The sequence below is a fragment of the Rhodoferax sp. OV413 genome, assembly GCF_945881795.1.
Taxonomy (GTDB): Bacteria; Pseudomonadota; Gammaproteobacteria; order Burkholderiales; family Burkholderiaceae_C; genus Allorhodoferax.
Genome location: NZ_CAMCVG010000045.1, coordinates 1 through 18,713, shown reverse-complemented (window position 1 = coordinate 18,713; position 18,713 = coordinate 1). Strand labels below are relative to the sequence as shown.

Annotated in this window: 14 protein-coding genes, 2 tRNA genes and 1 pseudogene; 2 read left to right on the top strand and 15 right to left on the bottom strand. The window is 57.4% G+C overall.

The genetic code is table 11. The features are described 5' to 3' along the window. Both Q0O05_RS07250 and Q0O05_RS07245 read left to right on the top strand, forming a co-directional pair. The coding region (locus Q0O05_RS07250; RefSeq protein ID WP_293661643.1) for a hypothetical protein at positions 1-330 on the top strand (330 nt) is incomplete at its 5' end. A gap of 12 nt (positions 331-342) precedes the next feature. After that, the gene (locus Q0O05_RS07245; protein ID WP_293661641.1) at positions 343-909 is read left to right on the top strand and encodes a hypothetical protein; all 567 of its coding nucleotides are present in this window, start codon (positions 343-345) and stop codon (positions 907-909) included. Between the two features lie 286 nt (positions 910-1,195). On the opposite strand, the gene Q0O05_RS07240 is transcribed toward Q0O05_RS07245, so the two are convergent. From Q0O05_RS07240 to Q0O05_RS07170, 15 genes and pseudogenes are all read right to left on the bottom strand, one after another. Continuing rightward, positions 1,196-1,271, bottom strand: a tRNA-Phe gene (locus Q0O05_RS07240). Between the two features lie 25 nt (positions 1,272-1,296). Continuing rightward, the gene (locus Q0O05_RS07235) at positions 1,297-1,971 is read right to left on the bottom strand and encodes a response regulator (protein ID WP_293661639.1); all 675 of its coding nucleotides are present in this window, start codon (positions 1,969-1,971) and stop codon (positions 1,297-1,299) included. A 37-nt stretch (positions 1,972-2,008) separates the two neighbouring features. Next, a complete protein-coding gene (locus Q0O05_RS07230; protein WP_293661637.1) occupies positions 2,009-4,300 on the bottom strand; it encodes an ATP-binding protein in 2,292 nt (763 codons plus the stop codon). Continuing rightward, a complete protein-coding gene (locus tag Q0O05_RS07225) occupies positions 4,297-4,905 on the bottom strand; it encodes a DUF4390 domain-containing protein (protein WP_293661635.1) in 609 nt (202 codons plus the stop codon). The genes Q0O05_RS07230 and Q0O05_RS07225 overlap by 4 nt, the downstream gene beginning before the upstream one ends. Then, positions 4,886-6,211: a 16S rRNA (cytosine(967)-C(5))-methyltransferase RsmB gene (gene rsmB, locus Q0O05_RS07220; protein ID WP_293661634.1), complete on the bottom strand. Its 1,326-nt coding sequence runs from the start codon at positions 6,209-6,211 to the stop codon at positions 4,886-4,888. The genes Q0O05_RS07225 and rsmB overlap by 20 nt, the downstream gene beginning before the upstream one ends. Before the next feature lie 83 nt (positions 6,212-6,294). Beyond that, entirely contained in the window at positions 6,295-10,521 is a 4,227-nt protein-coding gene (rpoC, locus tag Q0O05_RS07215; RefSeq protein ID WP_293661632.1) for a DNA-directed RNA polymerase subunit beta', read from the bottom strand. Between the two features lie 19 nt (positions 10,522-10,540). Then, positions 10,541-14,653, bottom strand: a complete 4,113-nt coding sequence (gene rpoB, locus Q0O05_RS07210) for a DNA-directed RNA polymerase subunit beta (protein ID WP_293661630.1) — start codon at positions 14,651-14,653, stop codon at positions 10,541-10,543. A gap of 276 nt (positions 14,654-14,929) precedes the next feature. After that, positions 14,930-15,307, bottom strand: a complete 378-nt coding sequence (rplL, locus tag Q0O05_RS07205; protein WP_293661628.1) for a 50S ribosomal protein L7/L12 — start codon at positions 15,305-15,307, stop codon at positions 14,930-14,932. A 42-nt stretch (positions 15,308-15,349) separates the two neighbouring features. Then, positions 15,350-15,877, bottom strand: coding sequence for a 50S ribosomal protein L10 (gene rplJ, locus Q0O05_RS07200; protein WP_293661626.1), 528 nt, complete (start codon positions 15,875-15,877; stop codon positions 15,350-15,352). A gap of 235 nt (positions 15,878-16,112) precedes the next feature. Continuing rightward, the gene (gene rplA / locus Q0O05_RS07195) at positions 16,113-16,808 is read right to left on the bottom strand and encodes a 50S ribosomal protein L1 (RefSeq protein ID WP_293661624.1); all 696 of its coding nucleotides are present in this window, start codon (positions 16,806-16,808) and stop codon (positions 16,113-16,115) included. Further along, positions 16,809-17,240 (bottom strand): 50S ribosomal protein L11, encoded by a 432-nt coding sequence (gene rplK, locus Q0O05_RS07190; RefSeq protein ID WP_293661623.1) that lies wholly within the window; start codon positions 17,238-17,240, stop codon positions 16,809-16,811. Positions 17,241-17,394: 154 nt separating this feature from the next. After that, complete coding sequence (nusG, locus tag Q0O05_RS07185; RefSeq protein WP_293661645.1) at positions 17,395-17,991, bottom strand: transcription termination/antitermination protein NusG; 597 nt, start codon at positions 17,989-17,991, stop codon at positions 17,395-17,397. After that, the gene (gene secE / locus Q0O05_RS07180) at positions 17,988-18,371 is read right to left on the bottom strand and encodes a preprotein translocase subunit SecE (RefSeq protein ID WP_293661621.1); all 384 of its coding nucleotides are present in this window, start codon (positions 18,369-18,371) and stop codon (positions 17,988-17,990) included. Before secE ends, nusG begins: the two co-directional genes overlap by 4 nt. 106 nt (positions 18,372-18,477) lie before the next feature. Beyond that, positions 18,478-18,553: transfer RNA gene (locus Q0O05_RS07175), tRNA-Trp, on the bottom strand. 11 nt (positions 18,554-18,564) lie between these two features. Beyond that, a pseudogene (locus tag Q0O05_RS07170) lies at positions 18,565-18,713 on the bottom strand (elongation factor Tu); the annotation flags it as partial.

Below are 18,713 nucleotides of genomic sequence, written 5' to 3'. Positions count from 1 at the left end.
AGCAGCATGGCGATCTGGTTTTGTGGAATGGAATTCAACTGTCCAAAGCAATGGGACGAACTGACAGCCACGGCCGATCCTCTGGTTCGCGACTGCCAAGAATGCGGCAAACCGGTTCACTTCGTCGACAGTCAAGGAGAACTGGAAGATGCAGCAGCAAAGGGGAAATGCGTCGCTTTTTACAACCAGCAGAAAGATGATTTGCCGGTCGAAAAGCGTCAAGAACTTCAGCGGACTTGGCGTATCAATTCAAGGGGAGGCCGAATCACACTTGGGCTCCCGCGCAGGCCCATGGATGACAAACTCAAGTCGTTCATTGACAACATGTAGGACACCGCAGGCGTGGAAATTTTGCCATTAGAGACCGTCTATTACCTCCCCGGCGCAGGGGGCCAGTTGGCCACGGGTCTGGGGCAGGCCTTGGGGGCCAGGGGTTTCAATGTCACCGGACGTGAGACGCGTGGCGAGTTTCGATCGCTGGGTTTCGAAGACCAACTGCAGGTCATCCGGGAAGATTTGCAGAAACATTTCTGGCATGACCAAGCGAGAGTGATTTGTAATTCATATGGCTCGTACCTGTTCCTGCATGCGCAGTCCCTGATGCCACCATTTCCCGGGCGGGTGCTGATGCTCTCACCCATCGTGGGCGAGTTCACGAGCGATGAAACGCGGACCACATTTTCGCCTCCGCGCCCGACGCGGCTCAAAGAATTAGCCGAGGCTGGACAGTTCCCGACACCTGCCAAGTCTCAGATTCATGTTGGCTCAGAGGACTGGCAAAGCATTCCTGCCAACGTAAAAGCCTTTGGCGCACTGACGGGCATTCCCGTTACTGTGGTGCCCGATGGTGGGCACAATCTGCCCAAGGCCTATGTGGGTGAATTGCTGGATCAGTGGCTAAAAAGCTGAGCTGCGCCCCAATCGCTTTTTCTTTTAACTGCCCCTCCAAGTGGCCTGGCGAACTCGAAAAATCGACACACGCATAAGTCCTTGTCACACAAGGCGATGTGCGTGTGCCACTGCGTAAGAGTTGGTGTTTTTTCTAAGAGAACAGAGGGCAGAAAAGGGTCGAACTGGCCAGCGTAGACACCGTGTCGACGACCCCCTGGCACACGCAGAATGCGCCTGATGCCCGCGTGTACTGGGGAAAGCCCAAATGAAAACGCCCAACTGAGAGCAGTCGGGCGTTTGTATATGGTGGCCTGGGGCGGAATCGAACCACCGACACAAGGATTTTCAATCCTCTGCTCTACCGACTGAGCTACCGGGCCTGAGCCAGCGAGTATAGCATCGATTTCAAGGGGTGCTTCGCTTGCCCCGCACCAAGTCGACGCGCAACTGTTTGAGCTTGCGGTAGAGGTGGGTGCGCTCCAGACCGGTTTTTTCGGCAACACGAGTCATCGAGCCGTTTTCTTTGGCTAGGTGGTATTCGAAATAGGCTTTTTCGAATTCGTCGCGGGCTTCGCGCAAGGGCTTGTCCAGACCGAAGTGCTGCTGGGCTTGAGGGCCGGCATCTTCGGGCTCAAAGTCCGCCGAGGCATAGGGGCTGGAGGCCTCTAGCGGCAAGGCAGGGACCGGAGGCGTCGGCACCGGCGGTTTTGGCGGCGCGCCTTTGGCAAGTCCCTGTTCAACAGCTTTCAATAGCTTTTGTAGCGTGACTGGCTTCTCAAGGAAAGCCAGCGCACCAATCTTGGTGGCCTCGACCGCGGTATCAATGGTGGCGTGCCCGCTCATCATGATCACTGGCATGGTCAGAGCGCCGGTAGAGGACCACTCTTTAAGCAGCGTTACGCCATCGGTGTCAGGCATCCAGATGTCTAGCAAGACCAGATCGGGACGATCTCGCAGGCGGGCAGCACGGGCTTGTGCGGCGTTTTCCGCTAGCTCTACGGTGTGCCCTTCGTCGTTGAGGATTTCGGACAGCAACTCACGGATTCCGTGCTCATCGTCCACCACCAGAATATTCGCCATATGACTCGCGCCGTCCCTTGTATTTGCCGCTCAGACCCTACGCAGAAGCGCCCGGTGCTGCAGCCAATGATAACGACACTTGTGCCCCAATCACGACACCATCCTTGACGCGATTCCCGAGATCAATGCGGGAGCCGTGTTCGTCGGAAATCTTCTTCACCACCGCGAGCCCGAGACCGGTGCCCCGCGCCTTGGTAGTGACGTAGGGCTCGAACGCACGCTTCAAGATGTTGTCGGGAAAGCCATCGCCTTGGTCCAGAACCGAAAAGCGCACGCGCTTGCTGGCGGCTTGCCATTGGGTGCGCAGGGTGACCGACCGCGGAGTTTCCCTGGGCTCAGTGGCGGACAGACAGGCGTCCTGTGCATTTTGCAAAAGGTTATGAATGACTTGCCGCAACTGCTCGGCATCGCCCAGGACCTCAGGGCATGGCTCCTCAAGTTCCAGCAAAACAGGAACGCTGCTTGTCTCGGTTTCATAGAGTTGCATCACATCACGAACCAGCGCATTCAACTGCAGCGGCTTGAGTTCAGCAGCGGGTAGGCGCGCGTAGTCACGGAATTCGTTCACCAGCCGCTTCATCGCGTCGACCTGTTCCACGATCGTTTTGACGGACTTGGTCAACATGGCCTGCTCGGCCAGCTCAAGCTTGCCATCCAGCTTCATCTGAAGCCGTTCAGCGGAAAGTTGGATGGGCGTGAGGGGGTTCTTGATTTCATGCGCTAGGCGCCGGGCCACCTCGCCCCATGCCTGCGCCCTCTGCGCGGACACAATTTCAGATATGTCGTCAAAGACTAACAAGCGCAAATCAGAGGGCAGCCGCGCGCCGCGCGCCACCAGGGTCAAGGGATGATCGAAAGGTCCTTGCGCGGTGAGCTCCCCCAGCTTGAGCTCAAACGAGCGCTGCCAATGGTCGGGCGCCCCATCGCTTGTTTCTGCGCTCAGCTGTTCAAATTGGCTCTGCACGGCCTGGGCAAAGTCGTCGAGGCCTTGAATATCCCCAACCTGGCGGCCGACTGCCCCATCCATAGCCCGCCCCAAAATCCTTGAAGCGCCGGGGTTTGCGCTCTGAATCTTGCCTCTCGCGTCGAGCACCAACACGCCGGAGGTCAAGTTGTCGAGAATCGTCTGCAAGTACGACCGCGCGGCGCTGACCTCCGACATGCTTTGGTCCACCGCATGGCGCGCATCGGCCAGTTGACGCGTCATGGAGGCGAATGCACGGGTCAGCCCTCCCAGTTCGTCTTTGCCTTGCAATGTGAGCTTGGGGCGCAAGTCACCCGCCGCGACCTGGCTCACGCCCTCTGTCAGCAAGAGGAGTGGCCTGGCAATTTGATTGCCCAACACGACCGCCAACAGCACAGCGCCAAAGACCGCCAGAAAAAGACTAAGGGTCAGCGTGCCGATATACATGCGCTTGAGACCCTGGCGACCCAAGGCCCGCTCTTGGTACTCACGGTTAGCGGCCTCGACCGCGAGTGCATTGCTCACCAGGCTGCTGGGCAAAACTCGTGATACCAGCATATAGCGGGGTTCTGCGCTCAAATCGAGCCTCGAGCTGGAAATGGGGACCAGCGCCTTGATGCGCGGGCTTGACGGCGTGCCGGCAAGTGCCTCCTCGAGTCCCTCCACCCATGCCAGGGACCGCTCTTGCCGAGCGGTTCGGAACTGGCTGGTAGTAGGCCGCTCCGGACTGAGTTGATATTTGGATTGCCCCACACTCGCAATCAAGCGCCCGGTACCGCTCCAAATGGTGATGTCGGAGGCACCCACCTGATCGAGCGCGCGCTCGGCCGCAAGTCCGAGCGCCGCGTCAGAGCTCTCTGCCAAACCACCGGCTGCAGCCCTTGCCTTGACCGCCAAGTCAACGGTCAGTGTGTCCAGCGTCACCCGCCCTAAGCTCAACCCGGCCTCCAGTGCCCCTTCCACCTTCACATCAAACCAGGTCTCAATGGAGCGAGAGACAAATTGATAGGAGACTCCATAGATCAAAACTCCCGGAAGCACCCCCACCAGCGCAAAGATCGTGGCGAGCTTGAGCAGCAGCCGGCTCCCGAAGCGCCCTTGGCGGAGCCGCACAACAAGCCGGTAGGCCACCCAAATGATGGCGGCAAACAAGAGGGCTGCTACTACTAAATTGATAGCAAACAGCGCACTGTAATTGCTCTCGTAGAGTTCTTTATTGTTTGTTGCCTGGGTCAACAGATACAAAAGCGCCAAGCCGATGAGCACCATGATGGCAGCACCCACTGTTATGGCGCGCCGCATGGTGCGTGTGGAGTGGGCTATCGCGGAAGTAGCGTCGACGCTCTCTGGGTTCGAGGCGCTCATTTCATGGTTTCCGGCAGGAGCATCGTGCTGCGAGACAGGCTGATATCCCAATCAGGCTGCCCCGATACCCCTATTTGAAAAGGCCTCGGCAGTTGACTGAGATCGAGCTGGAACCTGAAATCGAGACGGTAGCGACCGGCTGTATCGAGCTCGCCGGGGCCTGCGATACGCCATTTGGCAATGCGCTTGATCGAGTCGATAGCGCCTGCCAAATTGTCAAAGGACTGGCTGAGTCCGAGCCCCTGACCGGCATTGGAGGCGCCACCACCGCCCGCACTGATCCGCCAGCGCCGGGTGAGCGGCTGGAAGGCAAGCTTGTAATGCCGCGCGGCGGATACGACCGATTTGTCATACCAGTACCAGCGCTCCCTGAACACGCTGACTTCAGCTTTGAAGTAGATAGGCACACCCTTCAAAAGCGCATCCTCTACGGCTGGTGACAGCTCAAACTGCAGCTGCGTGGTGAGCGAGAGCTCTTCGCTGCTGCGTTCAATATCAAATGGGGCGGCCTCCACTGGCGTTTGCGCCCTGGCAGACGCGCTCACCCACATCAGCAGGCCGAGCCAAAGAGCAACCATCAGTCGCTCAAGGTGAAGTTTTTTCAAACAAGGCATAGAAGAAGCCGTCATGATCGCCAAACCCATTGTCAGCCACGATGGGGGCGGGCGGCGCAGTTTGAGGCAGCAAATGGCCAGGCGAAGGCAACAGCCTGGCGTCTTTGTTGTTCGCAAGAAACGCTTGGACCTGCTCCGCCCCTTCCACGCGGAAGATTGAACACGTACAGAACAACAAGCGCCCCCCGGGTTGAAGTAGCGGCCACAGGGCCCGCAGAAGTTCGCGCTGCTCAGCGGCAAGTTGATCAAGGTCTGTTTCCCGCCGCAACCATCGAATATCAGGGTGTCGACGAACGATACCGGACGCGGTACAGGGCGCATCCAGAAGAATGCGATCGAAAGCCTTTCCATCCCACCATGCGGGGGTATCGGCCGCGTCCGCACACACGACCTGCGCCTCCAGGCCCAACCGTTGAAGGGTTTGCCCAATTTTCTGGGCGCGCTGCGCGTCAATCTCCAGGGCCGTCACCCGAGCATCACCAAGCTCCAGCAGATGCGCTGTTTTTCCACCGGGCGCAGCGCACGCGTCGAGCACGCGTGCGTCCGGTCCGAGCGCGGAGCCCGCCAGAAGTAGTGTTGCTGCGAGCTGTGCGGCACCGTCCTGGACCGATACCCACCCGTGGGCGAAGCCCGGCAAGCCAAGCACAGGCACCGCTTGGGCTAACTCGATTCGCGCGCCTGCTTGAGCCGACACTTCGATACCAGCTTCCTGCAAATGCCGCAGATAGTTTTCGCAACTGATTTGGCGCTGGTTCACGCGCAAGGTCATTGGCGGGTGCAGGTTGGCTGCAGCCAACAGCGTTTGCCAACTCGAGGGGTGATCGCGCTGCAAACGTTTGATCCACCATAAAGGGTGGTTCCATTGCGCCTCCAGCGAGGTACTGGTGTGTGCCAGCAATGCCTCCCGTTCACGGATGAACCGCCGCAAGCACGCGTTGATGAAGTTGGCTTGCGCCTTCATGGCAGCAGTCCTCTTGGCCGCTTCGACAGTTTGATTGACCATCGTGAACTCGTCGTAGGGGGCAATCGATGGGTCCCACATCAGTGCCAGGGCCAGGCAAAGCATTGCGTCCGCTTGCGCCGGCGGGGCACGCTTGGCGAGTGCGCCCCTCAGTGCTCGTGCGCGGCCCCATTGGCGCCAGCCATGGAAGGCCAGGGCCTGAACGCCCGCTCGCAACTCCGGGGCAACCGTTTCCATGACAGTGCTGCCGGATTTTCCCGCCTCTACGGCAAGCAAGACATCCACCGTTACCTGCAGCTGGCGCCACAGCGGGGGTGATTTTTCTGATTCGGTCATCGGGATGTTGGTAACGGAAGGTGCCATGAAAAATGCCCCAAGTTGCAGACAACTTGGGGCACACGAGGACTTCGACCTACGGCTTATTCAGCGGCGGCGTCCTGTCCGGCAGACACAACTTCCACGGACTCGGTGACCCCGGCGAGCTCTGCAGCCTCGGCTTCGGCGATGGCGCGGCGCTCGGCGTCGTCCATCGACTCGCGGACCTTGCGCGCTTCGTGATAAGCCAAACCGGTGCCGGCAGGAATCAGGCGTCCGACAATCACGTTTTCCTTCAGGCCACGCAATTCGTCCCGCTTGCCCATGATGGCCGCCTCGGTCAATACACGCGTTGTTTCCTGGAAGGACGCAGCCGAGATGAAGCTGTCCGTGGACAAGGACGCCTTGGTAATGCCCAACAGCAAGTTGGTGAAAGTGGCAGGAATTTTTCCGTCTGCACGCAAGGCGTCGTTGGTATTGAGCATTTCGGAACGCTCTACCTGTTCGCCGTTGATGTAGCCGGAGTCGCCCGCGTTCTCCACGATCACACGGCGCAGCATCTGACGCACGATCACTTCGATGTGCTTATCGTTGATCTTCACGCCCTGCAAACGGTACACGTCCTGAACTTCATCCACGATGTAGCGCGCCAGTTCTTCGGAACCCAGCAAACGCAAGATATCTTGGGGGTCGGCCGGGCCATCCACCACGGATTCGCCCTTGTTCACCACCTGGCCTTCGTGCACCAGGATGTTCTTTTCCTTGGGCACCAGCTCTTCCCAAACTTTTCCTTCGGGGTCGGTGATTTGCAAGCGAACCTTGCCTTTGGTTTCTTTACCAAAGGACACCGTGCCGGTAACTTCGGCGAGCACACCCTTGTCCTTGGGCGAACGGGCTTCAAACAACTCCGCAACCCGTGGCAGACCACCCGTAATGTCGCGGGTTTTTTGACCTTCGATAGGGATACGGGCCAGAACTTCGCCGGGACCCACGTCCTGGCCGTCACGCACTTGAACCAAGGCTCCCACCGGGAAGCCAATGGTCACCGAGTGGTCGGTGCCGGGGATCTTGACTTCGTTGCCAGCGGCATCAATCAGCTTCACTTGCGGGCGAACCACCTTGGCAGAGCCGCGACGCTTGGGGTCGATAACCACCAGGGTCGACAAGCCGGTCACCTCATCCACTTGTTTGGCAACCGTCAGGCCCTCTTCCACATTCTCGAAGTGGGCCTTGCCCGCGAACTCGGTAATGATGGGGCGGGTCAGTGGATCCCAGTTGGCCAAAATGGCACCGGCTTTAACAGTCTGGTCGGCCTTCACGGTCAGAACTGCGCCATAAGGGACCTTATGGCGCTCGCGTTCGCGGCCGTGCTCGTCATGGATGACGATCTCTCCGGAGCGCGCAATGACCACCAGTTCACCCTTCCTATTGGTCACATAACGCATGGTGGGGTTGAAGCCGATGTTGCCGTTGGACTTTGCCTCGACGCTGGAAGCGATGGCCGCGCGGGATGCCGCACCACCAATGTGGAAGGTACGCATGGTGAGCTGGGTACCGGGCTCACCAATGGACTGGGCTGCTATCACGCCCACGGCCTCACCACCGTTGATCAAGCCTCCACGGCCCAAGTCGCGGCCGTAGCACTTGGCGCAAATGCCAAAGCGGGTCTCGCAAGTCAGTGCGGTGCGGACCTTGACTTCATCGACACCGGCAGCTTCCAGCATTTCGATTTCGTCTTCTTCCAACATGGCGCCTGCCTGCAACAAAACGGCGCGGGTTTCAGGGTGCAGCACATCATCCGCAGCGGTGCGGCCGAGAATACGGTCGCGCAGTGATTCGATAACTTCGCCGCCTTCCACAATAGCGCGCATCAGCGAGCCATCGTGGGTGCCGCAATCCTGTTCGGTCACCACCAAGTCCTGGGTCACATCCACGAGGCGGCGTGTCAAATATCCGGAGTTCGCTGTTTTCAAGGCAGTGTCAGCCAGACCCTTACGCGCTCCGTGGGTGGAGATGAAGTACTCCAACACGTTCAGACCTTCGCGGAAGTTGGCGGTAATGGGGGTTTCGATGATGGAGCCATCTGGCTTAGCCATCAAACCACGCATACCAGCCACCTGCCGAATCTGCGCCGCCGAGCCGCGGGCACCCGAATCCGCCATCATGTAGATGGAGTTGAAGGATTCCTGCTGGACTTGGTTCCCATGGCGGTCGGTGACCATTTCCTTGGACAACTTGGCCATCATCACTTTGGACACTTCGTCGCCCGACTTGCCCCAAATATCGACGACCTTGTTGTAACGCTCGCCGGATGTCACCAGACCGGAAACATATTGCTGCTCTATCTCTTTGACTTCCTTTTGGGCGCGACCAATGATGTCGTGCTTTTCCTGCGGCACCAGCATGTCGTCGATGCAGATGGAGATACCCGCCTTGGTCGCCAAGCGGAAGCCACTTTGCAGCAGCTTGTCAGCGAACACTACGGTTTCCTTCAGGCCGCACTTGCGGAAGGACACGTTGATGAGCTTTGAAATCTCTTTTTTCTTCAGCGCCTTGTTGATGTTCGCGAAAGGCAGGCCTTTGGGTAAGATTTCGGACAGCAAGGCGCGGCCGGCGGTGGTTTCCCACAGCTTGGTTTCGGACACGAATTCGCCGGTTTCTTTGCTCTTTGTCCATTCGGTCAAACGCACGTTGATACGCGCATTCAACTCCACCTCGCCCGCGTCGAAGGCGCGTTGCACTTCACCTGTGTCAGCAAACACCAGGCCCTCGCCCTTGCCGTTGATTCGGTCGCGGGTGGTGTAGTACAAGCCCAGCACTACGTCCTGAGAGGGCACGATCGACGGTTCGCCGTTGGCAGGGAACAGCACGTTGTTAGAGGCCAGCATCAAGGTGCGGGCTTCCATTTGCGCCTCAACCGACAGAGGTACGTGGACCGCCATCTGGTCACCGTCGAAGTCGGCGTTGAAGGCCGCGCAAACGAGGGGGTGCAACTGGATGGCCTTGCCTTCAATCAGAATAGGCTCAAAGGCCTGGATGCCCAAACGGTGCAGCGTTGGCGCACGGTTCAGCATCACGGGATGCTCTTTAATAACCTCCTCCAGAATGTCCCACACCACGGGGGTGCCAGATTCGACTTCCTTCTTGGCTGCCTTGATGGTGGTGGCAACGCCCATTGCTTCGAGGCGCGCAAAGATGAACGGCTTAAACAATTCCAGCGCCATCAGCTTGGGCAAACCGCACTGGTGCAACTTGAGTGTGGGGCCGACGGTAATTACGGAGCGGCCCGAGTAATCCACGCGCTTACCCAGCAAGTTTTGGCGGAAACGACCGCTCTTGCCCTTGATCATGTCGGCCAGGGATTTGAGGGCTCGCTTGTTGGCGCCGGTCATGGCCTTACCACGGCGGCCGTTGTCCAGCAAACTATCTACTGCTTCTTGCAACATGCGCTTTTCGTTGCGCGCAATGATTTCTGGTGCCTTGAGTTCGAGCAAGCGGCGCAGTCGGCTGTTGCGGTTGATCACCCGGCGATACAGGTCATTCAGATCGGAGGTCGCAAAGCGTCCGCCGTCCAGAGGCACTAAGGGACGCAGGTCCGGTGGCAACACGGGCAGCACGTCCAGCACCATCCATTGGGGCTTGATGCCGGATTTCTTGAAGGCTTCAAGCACCTTCAGGCGCTTGGCGTTCTTCTTGATCTTCAGCTCAGAGCCGGTGAGGTCGTTACGCAGCTTCTCAATGGAGCCGTCGATGTCGATGCTCTCGAGCAGATCCTTGATACCTTCAGCACCCATCTTGGCGGTGAACTCGTCGCCGTACTCCTGGAACTTGGCATCGAAATCGTCCTCGGACATGATGCTGTACTTTTTGAGCGGGGTCATACCGGGATCGGTGACAACGTAGGCTTCAAAGTACAGCACACGCTCGATGTCGCGTAGTGTCATGTCCAGTACCAGGCCCAAGCGGCTTGGCAAGGATTTTAAGAACCAGATGTGCGCGCAGGGGGCGGCCAGATCGATGTGACCCATTCGCTCGCGACGGACCTTGGTCTGGGTCACTTCCACGCCGCACTTTTCGCAGATCACGCCGCGATGCTTGAGGCGCTTGTATTTGCCGCACAAGCACTCGTAGTCCTTGATAGGCCCGAAGATCTTGGCGCAAAACAGACCGTCGCGCTCGGGCTTGAAGGTGCGGTAATTGATAGTTTCAGGTTTCTTGACTTCGCCGAAAGACCAGGAGCGGATTTTTTCCGGTGACGCCATGCCGATTTTTATGGCATCGAAATGCTCGTCGGGCGTGAACTGCTTGAACAGGTCGAGTAATGATTTCATGTGACTCTTTCCCTTGTCTTTAAGAACGATCCAATTCAATGTCGATGCCCAAGGAACGGATTTCCTTGACCAACACATTGAACGACTCCGGCATGCCGGCTTCAATTGAGTGTTCGCCCTTGACGATGTTTTCGTACACCTTGGTACGACCTTGCACGTCGTCGGACTTGACTGTCAACATTTCCTGCAGCACGTATGAGGCGCCATAAGCCTCCAACGCCCACACTTCCATTTCGCCAAAACGCTGTCCGCCGAACTGGGCCTTGCCGCCCAAAGGCTGCTGGGTCACAAGGCTGTAGGGGCCTGTGGAGCGCGCATGCATCTTGTCGTCCACCAAGTGGTGGAGCTTCAGGTAGTGCATATAGCCCACGGTGGTGGTGCGCTCGAAGGGGTCCCCGCTACGTCCGTCGTAAAGCTGAGCTTGGGTACGGGTCACGGTCAGGCCCTTGGCCTTGGCAACTTCGTCCGGATAGGCGAGTTGCAACATGTCGCCGATCTCTTTTTCGGTCGCGCCGTCAAACACAGGGGAGGCGAAGGGAACACCACTGGTGAGTTCCTTGGCCATCTCATAGATTTCTGAGTCCGACAGATCCGACAGGACTTCTTTGCGCCCGGTGCTGTTGTACACCTGCTCCAGGAACCCGCGGATTTCGTTGGAAGCGGCTTCGCGCTGCAGCATATCGCCGATGCGCTGACCAAGGCCCTTTCCGGCCCAACCCAGGTGGACCTCTAGCACCTGCCCGATGTTCATGCGGGAGGGAACGCCCAAAGGGTTCAACACAATGTCAACGGGTGTGCCGTCTGCCAGGTAGGGCATGTCTTCGACCGGAGTGATCTTCGACACCACCCCCTTGTTGCCGTGGCGTCCTGCCATCTTGTCGCCAGGTTGCAGACGACGCTTGACCGCGATGTAGACCTTGACCATCTTGAGCACACCTGCAGGCAACTCGTCGCCTTGGGTGAGCTTTTTGCGCTTTTCTTCAAAGGCAAGGTCAAAGCTGTGGCGGGTCTGCTCGAGAGAGTTTTTAATGCTTTCGAGCTGGCTTGCGACTTCCTCGTCTGCAGGGCGAATGTCGAACCAGTGGAAACGGTCCACGGAAGCCAGGTACTCCTTGTCCAGCGTGGTTCCCTTGGCGAGCTTTTGGGGGCCGCCATTGGCTACTTTGCCAGCCAGCAATTTCTCAATCCGGGCAAAGGCGTCGCCTTCAACAATGCGCAGCTGATCGTTCAAATCCAAACGGAAGCGTTTGAGTTCATCATCAATGATTTGCTGTGCGCGGCGATCGCGCTGGATGCCTTCACGCGTAAACACTTGCACGTCAATCACCGTGCCGGAGCTGCCTTGGTCGACGCGCAAGGAGGTGTCCTTCACGTCGCTGGCCTTCTCACCGAAGATGGCTCGCAAGAGCTTTTCTTCGGGGGTCAAGGTTGTTTCACCTTTAGGCGTTACCTTGCCCACCAACGTGTCGCCGGGGAGAACTTCGGCACCCACATAAATGATGCCGGACTCGTCCAGACGGTTGAGTTGCTGCTCACTCAAGTTCGGGATATCGCGGGTGATTTCTTCCGCGCCCAGCTTGGTGTCACGCGCCATCACTACCAACTCCTCGATGTGAATCGAGGTGTAGCGGTCCTCAGCTACGACACGCTCACTGATCAAGATCGAGTCTTCAAAGTTGTAGCCGTTCCAGGGCATGAAAGCGACCAACATATTCTGACCGATGGCGATTTCGCCAAGGTCAGTGGATGCGCCGTCGGCAATGACATCACCTTTAGAAAGCTTGTCGCCCTTCTTCACGATGGGACGCTGGTGAATGTTGGTATTTTGGTTAGAGCGCTGGTATTTAATCAGGTTGTAAATGTCCACACCGACTTCGCCGGCTTGGGCTTCGTCGTCATTCACGCGGATCACCACGCGAGTGGCATCCACATAATCGACCACACCGCCGCGGCTTGCTGTGACGACGGTGCCGGAATCTACTGCCGCTACCCGTTCAATGCCGGTACCGACCATCGGCTTTTCGGGGCGCAACACAGGAACCGCTTGACGGGACATGTTGGCGCCCATCAATGCTCGGTTCGCATCGTCGTGCTCCAGGAAGGGAACGAGCGATGCCGCCACCGAGACAATCTGCGCGGGGGACACGTCCATGTACTGGACGCGTTCTGCGCTTACCAGGATAGATTCGCCTTTTTCGCGGGCGGAAACCAGGTCGCCGGTCAGAGTGCCTTCTTTGTCGAGAGTCGCATTGGCTTGGGCGATAACGTACTTACCTTCCTCGATAGCGGAGAGGTAGTCAATGTCATTGGTGACCTTGCTGCCCACTACGCGGCGGTAGGGCGTCTCAATAAATCCATACTCATTGAGCCGCGCATACAGCGCCAACGAGTTGATCAAACCGATGTTTGGGCCTTCAGGTGTTTCGATTGGGCATACACGTCCGTAGTGAGTGACGTGCACGTCGCGCACCTCGAAACCGGCACGCTCACGGGTCAAACCGCCGGGACCAAGTGCCGACACTCGGCGCTTGTGTGTGATTTCGGCCAGTGGGTTGGTCTGGTCCATGAACTGCGACAACTGCGAAGCGCCGAAGAACTCTTTTAGAGCAGCAGAAATCGGCTTGCTGTTGATGAGGTCGTGCGGCATCAGCGGCTCCTGCTCGGCCTGACCAAGACGCTCTTTCACCGCCTTTTCGATACGTGCGAGGCCGGTACGGTATTGGTTTTCCGCCAACTCACCGACACAGCGCACGCGCCGGTTGCCCAAGTGGTCAATATCGTCAACATCACCACGGCCATTGCGAAGGTCCACCAGAATCTTGACCACCGCCAAGATATCTTCATTGGTTAGCACCATGGGGCCGGTGGATTCGGCGCGGCCCATCTTGGCGTTGAACTTCATCCGGCCAACACGCGACAAGTCGTAAGTATCGGGGTTGTAAAACAGGCGCTGGAACAGGGCCTGCACGGCGTCTTCCGTGGGAGGCTCCCCGGGACGCATCATGCGATAGATGGCGACGCGGGCCGCAAACTCATCAACCGTTTCGTCGGTGCGCAGGGTTTGCGAGATATAGGCGCCTTGATCCAACTCGTTTGTGTAGATGCACGCCAGCTCTTGAATGCCTGCGCCGCGCAGCTTCTTGAGCAGTGCTTCAGTCAGCTCTTCGTTAGCCTTGGCCACGATTTCACCGGTGTCTTCGTCCACCACATTACGGGCCACAACGCGGCCTATCAAGAAGTCCTCGGGGACGCTGATGTGGGTCGTGCCGGACTGCTCCAGTTCGCGGGTGTGACGCGCGGTAACGCGCTTGTCTTTAGCAACGATGACCTTCCCGGTCTTGTCGGTGAGGTCAAATCGGGCAACTTCGCCACGCAGGCGTTCAGCGACAAACTCCATCTGTGCTCCGCTGTCCATCACTCGGAAGTTGTCGTTCACGAAAAAGTTCGCAAGGATGGACTCATTGTTCAAGCCGATGGCCTTGAGCAATATAGTGACCGGCATCTTGCGGCGACGGTCCACGCGGAAGTACAGCAGGTCTTTCGGGTCGAATTCGAAATCGAGCCAGGAACCCCGGTAGGGAATGATGCGGGCGGAGAATAGCAGTTTGCCGGAGCTGTGGGTCTTGCCCTTATCGTGTTCAAAAAACACGCCGGGTGAGCGGTGCAGCTGGGAGACAATCACACGCTCTGTGCCGTTGATGATGAACGAACCCTTGCCAGTCATCAGAGGCACTTCGCCCATGTAGACTTCTTGTTCTTTGACCTCTTTGACCACCTTGTTCTGGCCAGTCGATGATTCCCGGTCATAGATGATCAGCTGCACTTTGGCGCGCACGGCGGACGCATAGGTCAGGCCGCGGGTCTGGCATTCACGAACGTCGAACGCGGGCTTGGCCAGGTTGTACTCAAGGTACTTCATTTCCACAAAACCGTTGTGCGAAACGATAGGGAACGCAGCCTCGAAAGCTGCTTGCAGGCCCTCGTTGGTTCGCTTTTTGGGCGCGGCATCTGCTTGCAGGAATGCGGTGTACGCATCCTTCTGCATCTGAAGCAGGTACGGGATTTCGAGCACACTATCGCGACTACCGAAGTTTTTGCGAATTCGCTTGCGTTCTGTATATGTGTAAGCCATTAGATCTCCGGACAAAGGCTGAGGAATCCTGGGGGTCCTAGGCGACTGTGGCGTCGGGCACAAGGCCCAACAGGCTTGGTGATTGGCCACTACCAATCATTGGCGGACGGTCGCGCATTGCACGCAACCCGAACCAAGGCATCTTCTGCAGTCGGATCAGAAGACACTGGGAAACGATTCAAGCAATCGCTTTCCAGTGCACGCTCATCGGGGCCGCCAACAAGCGCCAAAGGCTGGAGGCCCTTTTGGAACCTCCAGCCCCTGCAAAGCAAAGAATTACTTGAGCTCGACCTTGGCGCCGGCTTCTTCCAGCTTCTTCTTAGCGGCGTCAGCATCCGCCTTGGAGACGGCTTCTTTGACGTTCTTAGGGGCGCCGTCCACCAAGTCCTTGGCTTCTTTCAAGCCCAGACCGGTGATTTCGCGCACAGCCTTAATCACAGAAACCTTGTTGGCGCCAACTTCCATCAGCACGACGTTGAATTCTGTTTTCTCTTCGGCAGCTGCAGCAGCACCACCACCGCCACCAGCGGCTGGAGCGGCCATAGCGGCGGCGCTCACACCAAACTTCTCTTCGATGGCTTTCACCAGGTCGTTGAGTTCCATGACCGTCATGCTGTCCAGCGCGGTCAAAAATGCGTCTTTATCGAATGCCATTTTGATTTCCTAACAATATTGGTTACTACGGACAAGCTGCGCTTACGCTGCAACCGCCTCTGCGGGAGCAGCTTCTGCTGCGCCTGCGCCACGCTGTTCCGCCAATGCCGACAGCACGCGAGCTGTGCGGGAAATGGGGGACTGCATTAAGCCCAGCAATTGCGCCAACAACACTTCCTTCGAAGGGATGCTTGCCAATTGCTTCACGCCGTTCACGTCCAGAGCCTTTCCGCCGTACGCACCAGCGCGAATCACCAACTTGTCATTGGTCTTCGCGAACTCGGCCACCACTTTGGCGGCGGCCACTGCGTCTTCAGAAAAGCCATAGATCAGGGGACCGGTCATCTGGTCGGACACGACGTCAAATGCACTGCCTGCAACAGCCCGGCGGGCCAAAGTGTTTTTCAACACACTCAGGCTCACACCAGCGCTGCGCGCGGTGTTGCGCAGTTTGGTCATGTCGGCGACCGTGATGCCGCGGTACTCCGCGATCACGAGCGTTTGAGCTTTAGCGGCGAGGCCGGTCACATCACTGATGACCGCTTCTTTCTCACTGCGATTCAGACTCAAGGTCTACTCCTTTAAATGCACTTTGCAGCTTGCACTGCGCGTGCTCCACATTGCAGCGACCAACTGTTAACAGAACCTTCATTCCATCTGCAGCGGGATCGCCATCTGCGTTGGTTGATGTATTAAGTGCAGCGGACTGCACACCAACGGTCTTGGATGGCCTGACTGCGCAAGAAGGCACTGCCAGCCCACCACATCAAGACACCCCCTGAAGGGCGGCCTGAATTTCTTGACCTTACGCCGCGATGGATTGGATGTCCACTCTGACACCCACACCCATCGTCGACGATACGGCCACTTTGCGAAGATACAAGCCCTTGCTGGAAGCGGGCTTGGCTTTGTTCAATGCATCAACCAATGCCGCCAGGTTGCCTTGCAGTTGAGCAGCTTCAAATGAGCGACGGCCGATGGTGCTGTGCACGATCCCGGCTTTGTCGACGCGGAACTGCACCTGTCCCGCCTTGGCGTTCTTGACAGCAGTAGCCACATCGGGCGTCACCGTGCCAACCTTGGGGTTAGGCATCAGGCCGCGGGGGCCGAGAATTTGACCGAGGGTACCGACGATGCGCATTGCATCGGGAGCAGCGATCACCACATCGAAGGGCATGTCGCCAGCCTTGACCATGGCAGCCAAATCGTCCATGCCGACCACGTCAGCACCGGCCGCTTTTGCTTCCTCAGCCTTGGCACCTTGGGCAAATACGGCAACACGTTTGGTCTTGCCGGTGCCGTTGGGTAGCACTACAGCGCCGCGCACGACCTGATCGGATTTCTTTGCGTCAATGCCGAGTTGTACGGCAACGTCGATCGATTCGTCGAATTTGGCGCTGGCAAATTCTTTCACCAGACCCAAGGCGTCGGCCAACGGGTAAAGCTTGTTGCTATCAATCTTGCCGACTTGGGCTTTTTGTTTCTTGGTCAACTTGGACATTTACACGCCCTCCACATTCACGCCCATGGAACGGGCAGAACCAGCGATGGTACGAACCGCAGCGTCGAGGTCTGCAGCTGTCATATCCTTCATTTTGGTCTTGGCAATTTCCTCGAGCTGAGCACGGGTAATCTTGCCAACCTTGTCGACGTGAGGACGGGAAGAACCCTTGTCCAGCTTTATCGCCTTCTTGATCAAGACAGTCGCAGGAGGCGTCTTAATGATAAAGGTGAAGCTTTTGTCTGCAAACGCGGTGATAACTACCGGCAGTGGCAGACCCGGCTCGACACCCTGGGTCTGGGCGTTAAACGCCTTGCAGAACTCCATGATATTCAAGCCACGTTGACCCAATGCGGGACCAATAGGTGGTGATGGGTTGGCCTTTCCAGCTGGCACTTGCAGCTTGATGAAGCCGACGATTTTTTTCGCCATGATTTCTCCTTGCGGGTCAAACGCTTTGAGTCAGTTACCTGCTCTCAGCTCCCCGGGGGTTAACGACTCCAACTTAAACAACGTGCCGAGTCGGGAAAACACGTTGTGGTGCGGCGCAAGCGCCGCGGGTCTCTAGTCCAGAGCGACGCGAAACTTAGGTTTTCTCTATTTGAGAAAACTCCAGCTCTACCGGCGTGGATCGGCCAAAAATTGTGACCGACACACGCACCTTGCTCTTTTCATAATTGACGTCTTCCACCGATCCGTTGAAGTCGGTGAAAGGGCCTTCCTTAACACGCACAAACTCACCCACCACAAATTCAATCTTATGGCGCGGTTTTTCTGTGCCCTCTTGCATTTGGTTGACGATCTTCATGACCTCGGCTTCAGATATCGGCGCTGGGCGATTTTTGGCTCCACCCACAAAACCCGTTACCTTGTTGGTGTGCTTCACCAAATGCCAAGTGTCGTCGTCCATAATCATTTCTACGAGGACGTAACCGGGGAAGAACTTCCGCTCGGTCGTCTTCTTCTGGCCGTTCTTGACTTCAACGACCTCTTCCATCGGCACCAGAATACGGCCGAACTTGCCCTGCATGCCGGAGCGGACGATGCGCTCTTGGATGTTGCGCTCGACTGCCTTTTCCATACCGGAATAGGCGTGCACTACATACCAACGCAGATCCGGATTGACCGCAGCGGCAGACGCAGTAACTTCCACAACGGGAATGGGCGCATCGTCAGTCATCATTTTTTCCATCCCAGGATCAAGTCGTAAAACAGCCATTCCAGCGTCTTATCGGTCAGCCACAAAAACAACGCCATGATCAACACGAAACCAAAGACATACGCAGTGATCTGTATGGCTTCTTTGCGCTCAGGCCACACTACCTTTTTCACTTCGCGCCACGCATCACGACCGAAGGCAATCAGCTGCCGACCCGATTCCGAAGCGAAGAAGGCAATAGCTGCCAAAACCAACCCTGCAACCAGTGCGCCCCATTGCGCAAGCTGCCCGTGTTGGCCAAGCAGATAGAAGGCCGCAAGCGCCGCCAGTAACAAAAGGACAGCAGCCGCAAGCTTTACTTTGTCGGCGGTGGTACTGACTGTTTCGATCTGAGTGGAAGCCATTTTTATTTTCGCGTTCTCTTACATTCGGTTTCAGCGCTCTTAAGACGCTGAAGCCCGCTACGTTGGTAGCGGGCTTTTCAAGTAATCCACCGACTCAATTTTTCGGTGGCAGGGGCAGTAGGAATCGAACCTACAACCTTCGGTTTTGGAGACCGACGCTCTGCCAATTGAGCTATACCCCTACAAACTTCCTTTACGCGATGATTTTGGCAACCACGCCAGCGCCCACGGTACGGCCGCCTTCGCGAATAGCGAAACGCAGGCCTTCTTCCATGGCGATGGGGTTGATCAATTTCACGGTGATGGAGACGTTGTCACCAGGCATCACCATTTCCTTGCCTT

Excerpts from the sequence above, each read along its gene's own strand:
- nusG (WP_293661645.1), bottom strand. The coding sequence starts at position 17,991 with ATGATGACTGACGATGCGCCCATTCCCGTTGTGGAAGTTACTGCGTCT.
- rplA (WP_293661624.1), bottom strand. The coding sequence starts at position 16,808 with ATGTCCAAGTTGACCAAGAAACAAAAAGCCCAAGTCGGCAAGATTGAT.
- Q0O05_RS07235 (WP_293661639.1), bottom strand. The coding sequence starts at position 1,971 with ATGGCGAATATTCTGGTGGTGGACGATGAGCACGGAATCCGTGAGTTG.
- rpoC (WP_293661632.1), bottom strand. The coding sequence starts at position 10,521 with ATGAAATCATTACTCGACCTGTTCAAGCAGTTCACGCCCGACGAGCAT.
- rpoB (WP_293661630.1), bottom strand. The coding sequence starts at position 14,653 with ATGGCTTACACATATACAGAACGCAAGCGAATTCGCAAAAACTTCGGT.
- rsmB (WP_293661634.1), bottom strand. The coding sequence starts at position 6,211 with ATGACCGAATCAGAAAAATCACCCCCGCTGTGGCGCCAGCTGCAGGTA.
- secE (WP_293661621.1), bottom strand. The coding sequence starts at position 18,371 with ATGGCTTCCACTCAGATCGAAACAGTCAGTACCACCGCCGACAAAGTA.
- rplK (WP_293661623.1), bottom strand. The coding sequence starts at position 17,240 with ATGGCGAAAAAAATCGTCGGCTTCATCAAGCTGCAAGTGCCAGCTGGA.
- rplL (WP_293661628.1), bottom strand. The coding sequence starts at position 15,307 with ATGGCATTCGATAAAGACGCATTTTTGACCGCGCTGGACAGCATGACG.
- Q0O05_RS07230 (WP_293661637.1), bottom strand. The coding sequence starts at position 4,300 with ATGAGCGCCTCGAACCCAGAGAGCGTCGACGCTACTTCCGCGATAGCC.